Consider the following 7079-nt stretch of genomic DNA (forward strand, 5'->3'; position numbering starts at 1 on the left):
GAGAAACAGCCTCCTGTGTTTTTTCTGTGTGTGGGGGGGGGGGGTGTGGACAGGAAGGACACCCCGTAAACCCACCCCGGGGGGCTCGATGGCCCAATCCAGGGCGCCAACGGTCCTGCCTGCCCACACCGCCCCACCCCTGACAGATTCCGGGTGTCTGCCGGGCTTGGGGTCGGATCCCTCTGCCGTGCAGAGGGCTCTGATCCCTGAATCTGTCTGTGCGGGCAGGAGGCGCTAAAATGGCAGGATGATCGCCAATACCGCCGCTTACCATTTCGCCGTCATCGACGCTCCCCAGGCCCTCTGCGACCAGCTGCTGGCGCGTGCCGAGGCGGCGGAGCTGCGCGGCACGATCCTGGTGGCGGGCGAGGGGCTGAACCTGTTCCTGGCAGGTGCGCCAGAGGCGGTCGAGGGTTTCTACGTGGCACTGCGTTCCGACGCGCGCTTTGCCGATATGCGGGTCAAGACCAGCCTCAGTGAGCATCAGCCGTTCGCGCGGCTGAAGGCCAAGGTGAAGGACGAGATCATCAGCTTCCGCCGTGACGACGGCCAGCCATTGGACTATCCGCGCGCGCCGGCGATCGATCCGGCCACGGTGCAGCGCTGGTTGCGCCAGGGGCATGATGACGCCGGCAAGCCGGTGGTGATGCTCGATACGCGCAACCTGCAGGAAGTGGAGTACGGCACCTTCAAGGATGCGCTGGTGCTGCCCATCCACAAGTTCACCGACCTGCCCGAGGCGCTGGCGCCGCACCGCGAAGCGCTGAAGGACAGCACCGTGGTCAGTTTCTGCACCGGTGGCATCCGCTGCGAGAAGGCCGCGCTGTGGATGGTCAATGACGGCATGGACAATGTGCTGCAGCTCGATGGCGGCATCCTCGGCTACTTCGAGGAGGTGGGCGGCGAAGGCTACGAAGGCCGCTGCTTCGTGTTCGATGAGCGCGTGGCGCTGGACGCCGAGCTGAAGCCGATGGTGGACCAGCCGCTGCCGGAGCCGCGCCCCAGCGCGTTCTGACCGCGCTTCTGTAGCGCCGAGCCCATGCTCGGCTCTACACGATCCGGTGGGCGCTGAACCTGCCCCCACGGGAATCAGCATCCCGCCACCGTCACTGGCCGCGGCGCCGGGCCGTCCCCATGCATGGGGGATCCTGTGACGGAAAAACGCCTGATGATCCCGTTGTCGATCCTTGACCTGGCCCCGGTCTGCGAGGGCAGTGACACCACAGCCGCTTTCGCCAACATGCTGGAACTGGCCCAGCACGCCGATGCGCTGGGCTACCGCCGCTACTGGCTGGCCGAACACCACAACATGCCCGGCATCGCCAGCGCGGCCACCGCTGTGCTGATCGGCCATGTGGCCGGGGGTACAAAGCGCATCCGCGTCGGTGCCGGCGGCATCATGCTGCCGAACCATGCCCCGCTGCAGGTGGCCGAGCAGTTCGGCACGCTGGCCTCGCTGTATCCGGACCGCATCGACCTCGGCCTGGGCCGCGCGCCGGGCACCGATCAGCCGACCGCGCGTGCACTGCGCCGCTACTTCGACAGCGCCGACCAGTTCCCGCAGGATGTGCGCGAGCTGCTGCACTACTTCGAGCCGGTACAGCCCGGGCAGGCGGTGCAGGCGGTTCCAGGTGGTGGCCTGCGGGTGCCGACCTGGATCCTCGGTTCCAGCCTGTTCGGTGCGCGCATGGCCGCCTCGATGGGCCTGCCGTATGCGTTCGCCTCGCACTTCGCGCCCGACGTGATGGACGAAGCGCTGGCGGTGTACCGCCGCGAGTTCCGCCCTTCGGCCGCGTTGAAGCAGCCGCACGCGATGCTGGCCCTGAACGTTGTCGCCAGCGACAGCGAAGCCGAGTCACGCCGCCTTTTCACCAGCCAGCAGCAGAGTTTCGTCAATCTGCGCCGTGGCCGGCCGGGCAAGATTCCGGCGCCCATCGACGACATCGAATCGTTCTGGGAACCGCATGAAAAGCTGGGGGTGGAGCGGGCATTGGCCTGCACCGTGCTGGGTGATCCGCAGCAGGTGGCCGAGGGCATCGCCGCCTTCGTCGAACGGCACAAGCCCGACGAACTGATGCTCACCGCCAATCTGTACGACCACCGCGCACGCCTGCGTTCGTTCGAACTGGCGATGCAGGCCTGGCACGCCCGCCACGCGGGCTGAACAATTGCGTCACGGCCTGTTGCGGCCGATCCGCGTCTGATGGGGGCTCCCACTTCTGGAGTCCCCACCATGGCCGAGACCCGTGCCGAACACATTGCCCAACTGGCCGAGCTGATCAAGGACGTGGAGGTGGCCATGTTCACCACCACCGGCGTCGACGGGCGACTCTACAGCCGGCCGCTGGCCACCCAGCAGGTCGCCTTCGACGGTGACCTGTGGTTCGTGATCACCGGCGACAGCCCGAAGGTGGCCGAGATCGCGCTCGATCCGCGGGTCAACGTGGCCTACGCCTCGCCCTCGAAGAACACCTACGTGTCGGTGGCGGGGCGGGCACGCGTGGTCGATGATCGCGCGAAGATCGAGGAGCTGTGGTCACCGGCGATGAAGCTGTTCTTCCCCGGTGGCAAGGATGACCCCAACCTTCGCCTGATCCATGTGCGCGCCGACAGTGCCGAATACTGGGATGGCCCGGGCACTCTGCTGGGCACGGCGCTGAGCTTCGTGCTGTCTGCAGTGCAGGACGAGCCGGCGGCGTTGGCCGACAACGGTTTCATTGATCTGCGCTGAGGTTTCGCCCCGCCGGGCATGGCCCGGCGCTACCGGGGGCGCATCGTGGGTAGCGCCGGGCCATGCCCGGCGAGCGCAGTGGTCGGCTTTCAGAACCAACGCTGGAACAGTTCCACCGTATAGCCCACCAGCTGCCCCGAACTGAAACCGAAGAATGCGATCGCTGCCAGCGCCGCGATCCAGTTGAACAGCATCAGCGCGCCATCGCGTTCCAGCAGCGCCAACGAGAACAGCAGCAGCTGGAAGCCGAACAGGAAGTTGGTGAAGGGAATCGGCAGCGACAGCAGCAGGCCCAGCAACACCAGCAGCAGGCCGCTGAAGGCGTGGGCGGGCAGCGGTGTCAGCAGTTGCGGCATGCGTGGTTTCAGCATCTTGTCCAGGCGCCGAAGCGGGCGGTCGATGCGGTCCAGGAAACGGTGCATGGTGCCGCGCTTTGGCCCGCGGCGGGCGATGAAGCCCGGCAGCCAGGGGCGGCGCAGGCAGCACAGTATCTGCAGGCCGATCAGGATCACCAATGGACCGCTGACCGCGCCGCCCATGCCCGGAATCGGAATGAACGAGGGCAGGATCGCCACGAACAGGAACACGCCGAACGCGCCCTGCTGCAGGTTGCACAGGATCTGGCCCAGCGGCATGTGCTCGGCCGGATCGCCGGAGGCGAACATCTCCAGCAGGGTGCGGATGCCCTCGTTGCGGTAGGCCGGGCGCTGGGCGCCCGGGCCCTGGCCGGCCTCAGGCGGTGAGCTCATCGGCCTGCTCGTCGGACAACGTGCGCAGCAGCAGCTTGTCCACCCGCGCACCGTCCAGGTCGACCACTTCGAAGCGCCAGCCGGCCCAGTCGAAGTACTCGCCCGCGTGCGGAATGCGGCCGAAGTAGTGGATGCACATGCCGGCCAGCGTGTAGTAGTCGCCGTCCTCGGCGTCGGGCAGGTCGTTGCTGCCGATCAGTTCGCGCACGTCTTCGATCGGCAGTGAGCCGTCCACCAGCAGCGAGCCGTCCTCGCGGGTCACCACCAGCGCATCTTCGTCGGCGTTCTCCACCGCCTGCAGGCGGCCGACCACGGCACCCATCAGGTCACTGATGGTCACCAGGCCCTGGATCTCGCCGTACTCGTCCACCACCAGCGCCATCGACTGCTGTTCCTCGCGGAAGATCTCCAGCAGCTTCATCGCGTGGGTTGATTCGGAAACGTACAGCGGTTCCCGCAGGGTCTGGAACAGCGCGTTGTCGCCGCGCGCCATGCGCGTGGCCAGCGATTTCAGTTCGAGCACGCCGACTACGTCCATGTCGTTGTCGCGGTACACCGGGTACCGCGAGAACTCATGCTCGGCCATGATTTCCAGGTTGCGCTCCAGCCCGGCCTGGGTGTCGAGCCAGGCGATGCGGTTGCGCGGGGTCATCAGGCTGTCGGCGGTGCGGTCGCCCAGGCGCATCACGCGGTTCATCATGTCGCGCTCGTGGGCGTCGATCACCCCGGCCTCGTGGCTCTCGGCCACCAGCATGCGGATCTCTTCTTCGGTCACCGAGGCGACTTCATCCTTGCCCAGGCCGAACAGGCGCAGGACCAGCTGGGTCGTCTTGGACAACAGCCAGACGAAGGGCAGGGCCAACCTGGCCAGCCAGCTCATCGGCATGGCGACCAGGCCGGCAATGGCCTCGGAGCGGGTCAGGGCCAGGCGCTTGGGAACCAGTTCGCCGAAGATCAGCGTGATGAAGGTGATCAGCGAGACCGCCAGGGCGGTGCCTACCTCGCGCGCGTACGCAAAGCCGGGCATCAGGCCCTGCAGCCAGCCGGCGATCGCGTCGCCGATCGCATCACCGCCGAGGTAGCCGGTCAGCACGCCGATCACGGTGATGCCGATCTGCACGGTGGACAGGAAGCTCTCCGGCTTCTCCGACAGCTCCAGTGCCTTGGCGGCGCGCTTGGAGGTGGCGGCCATCTGCTTCAGGCGGCTCTTGCGCGAGGTCATGACCGACATCTCGGACATGGCGAAGAAGCCGTTCAGCAGAACCAGCGCGAAGACAATCAGGATCATTTCAAACACGGGCATCGTCCCCGGTTGGTGGCAGGGAGGGCGGGTGCTTGCGATGGCGGCTGGCGCTCAGGAACAGGGTCCGGCGCGGCGCAGGGAGATAAGGGTCGTCGTCCATAAGGTGCGCCCGAGGGCGCGCTGGCATCTTAGCAAAGGGGCGTGGCAGGGTGGCAACCGCCTGTTCAGGTTGGGGGCTCCAGAGCCCCGAAAGGGGACGGGGATACCCGTGATGGTCATCTAGCCGTCATAATTCCGTCTGGTGCCGTCCTTCCCGCGACGGCTGACAGGTTTCTCAATGTTCTCTCTGCAGACCATTTTCGGTTCCGGCAAACAGTTCTACACCCTGCTTGATGAGGCTGCCGTCGCGGCCTCCGACGCCGCCAAGGCGCTGCATTCCATGCTGCGCGAGGCCGACCGCCAGCCCGCGCTGGACGCCTTCAAGCTGGCCCGCCTGCGCGAGCGCGCGGCCTCGGACAAGATCAGCCAGGCGCTGGTAGACAGCTTCATGACCCCGATCGAGCGCGAAGACATCGAAGCGCTGGGTTCGGCCCTGTACAAGATTCCGAAGCAGATCGAGAAGTTCGCCGATCGCTATTCGCTGGCTACGACCCACCTGGAGCACATCGACTTCGCGCCGCGCGCGGCGATGCTGGAACAGGCTGCCGGCGTGGTGGTGGAGATGGTCGCCGACCTGCGCCACATGAACCTGGACCGGATGACCGCGCTCAACGAGAAGCTGCGCTCGCTGGAGAACGAGGCCGACCGCCTGATGCTCGAGCTGTACCGCGACATCTATTCCGGTCGCCTGGACAACCTGCAGATGTTCCTGCTGAAGGAATTCTTCGAGATCCTGGAAAAGGCCATCGACCGTTGCCGCGAGGCCGGCGTGGTGGCGTACCAGATCGTGTTGAAGAACAGCTGACGGACGCCGCCGCATGTTGACCCTTGTCCTGGTGGTGATCCTGGCCGCGCTCGTTTTCGAGTTCATCAACGGCTTCCACGACACCGCCAACTCCATTGCCACCGTGGTGGCGACCAAGGTGCTCTCGCCCGGCTGGGCGGTGATGCTGGCCGCCTTCATGAACCTCATCGGCGCGTTGACCGGTACCGCGGTGGCGCTGACCATCGCCTCGGGCCTGCTCAACACCAACGTGGTCGACGTCACCCCGCAGGTGATCCTGTGCGCCCTGCTGGGCGGCATCATCTGGAACCTGATCACCTGGTGGAAGGGCCTGCCGTCCTCGTCCTCGCACGCCCTGATCGGTGGCCTCTGCGGCGCCGGCCTGGCTGCGGCCCACAACAACTGGGACGCCCTGATCTGGTCCGAGCGCCTGGGCAGCTGGGCGCAGAACAAGGGCCTGCTGTGGAAGGTGTTCGTGCCGATGATCACCTCGCCGATCGCCGGCTTCCTGCTCGGCATCGTGGTGATGGTACTGCTGTGGGCGCTGATCGCCGGCCTGGCCAAGATCGGTGGTGCCATCGGCCGCCTGGCCCGCCCGCGCATCGTCAACGCGTTCTTCGGCAAGGCGCAGATCGCCTCGGCGGCCTACATGGGCTTTGCCCACGGCCACAACGATGCGCAGAAGACCATGGGCATCATCGCCATGACACTGATCGGTGCAGAAGCCACCGGCGCACTGAACGACCTGCCGTCCTGGCTGGCCTTCATGCATCCGGATGCGCATGCCGGTGACGGCATCGCGATGTGGATCGTGCTGACCTGTGCGGTGGTGATGGCTGCCGGTACCGCCTCGGGTGGCTGGAAGATCATCAAGACCCTGGGCCACAAGATGGTCAAGCTGCACCCGATCCACGGCTTCGCCGCGGAGACCAGCTCGGCCACCATCCTGACCCTGGCCGCCCACTTCGGCATGCCGGTCTCGACCACGCACAGCATCTCCACCGCGATCATGGGCGTCGGCTTCGCCAAGAACCCGCGCTCGCTGAAGTTCGGCGTGATCGAACGCATCGTCTGGGCCTGGATCCTGACCATCCCGGCAGCAGGCGGTTGTGCGTACCTGATCCTGAAGCTGTTCGAGCTGGTCGGCTGGACCTGATCTGCACGCACACGTTGCACAAAAAAAGCCCGCCGTATTCCGGCGGGCTTTTTTCATGGGCAGATCATTCTTCCGTATCAAGCGTGTCGACCAAGGTCGACACCCACCAGAGCAGTGCACGACGCCGTTCCGACAGTTCGCGGAGATCTGTCGAAGGCGGGGTGGGGCCGGTTGTGGGGGTGTCCGCGGCATGGATGCCGCGGACAAGCCCCCAGGGACGGGTTTACGGCGTCCCCCGCAACCGGCCCCACCCCGCC

The 7079-nt window shown here is 66.3% G+C and carries 7 protein-coding genes; 5 read left to right on the forward strand and 2 right to left on the reverse strand.

Annotated features, from left to right (window positions below; genetic code table 11):
- Positions 1-247: 247 nt before the first annotated feature.
- The 3 genes from ARC63_RS01200 (at position 248) to ARC63_RS01210 (ending at position 2731) form a co-directional block, all read left to right on the forward strand.
- Entirely contained in the window at positions 248-1015 is a 768-nt protein-coding gene (locus ARC63_RS01200) for a sulfurtransferase (RefSeq protein ID WP_019338429.1), read from the forward strand.
- A gap of 153 nt (positions 1016-1168) precedes the next feature.
- Positions 1169-2164, forward strand: a complete 996-nt coding sequence (locus tag ARC63_RS01205) for an LLM class flavin-dependent oxidoreductase (RefSeq protein WP_057502324.1) — start codon at positions 1169-1171, stop codon at positions 2162-2164.
- A gap of 69 nt (positions 2165-2233) precedes the next feature.
- Positions 2234-2731: a pyridoxamine 5'-phosphate oxidase family protein gene (locus ARC63_RS01210; protein WP_019338431.1), complete on the forward strand. Its 498-nt coding sequence runs from the start codon at positions 2234-2236 to the stop codon at positions 2729-2731.
- A gap of 89 nt (positions 2732-2820) precedes the next feature.
- Here ARC63_RS01210 and ARC63_RS01215 read toward each other — a convergent pair whose 3' ends face one another.
- Together ARC63_RS01215 and ARC63_RS01220 are read right to left on the reverse strand one after the other, a co-directional pair.
- On the reverse strand, positions 2821-3480 hold the full coding sequence (locus ARC63_RS01215) for an exopolysaccharide biosynthesis protein (protein ID WP_057502325.1): 660 nt from the start codon (positions 3478-3480) through the stop codon (positions 2821-2823).
- Positions 3464-4768 (reverse strand): hemolysin family protein, encoded by a 1305-nt coding sequence (locus ARC63_RS01220; protein ID WP_032952709.1) that lies wholly within the window; start codon positions 4766-4768, stop codon positions 3464-3466. Before ARC63_RS01220 ends, ARC63_RS01215 begins: the two co-directional genes overlap by 17 nt.
- A 292-nt stretch (positions 4769-5060) precedes the next feature.
- Here ARC63_RS01220 and ARC63_RS01225 point away from each other — a divergent pair, with 292 nt between their 5' ends.
- Positions 5061-5687 carry a DUF47 domain-containing protein gene (locus ARC63_RS01225; RefSeq protein ID WP_004152833.1) on the forward strand — a complete coding sequence of 209 codons (627 nt, stop codon included), beginning with the start codon at positions 5061-5063 and terminating at the stop codon, positions 5685-5687.
- A 13-nt stretch (positions 5688-5700) separates the two neighbouring features.
- Entirely contained in the window at positions 5701-6822 is a 1122-nt protein-coding gene (locus ARC63_RS01230) for an inorganic phosphate transporter (protein ID WP_019338433.1), read from the forward strand.
- Positions 6823-7079 lie beyond the last annotated feature (257 nt).

The sequence above is a fragment of the Stenotrophomonas geniculata ATCC 19374 = JCM 13324 genome, assembly GCF_001431625.1.
GTDB classification, from domain to species: domain Bacteria; phylum Pseudomonadota; class Gammaproteobacteria; order Xanthomonadales; family Xanthomonadaceae; genus Stenotrophomonas; species Stenotrophomonas geniculata.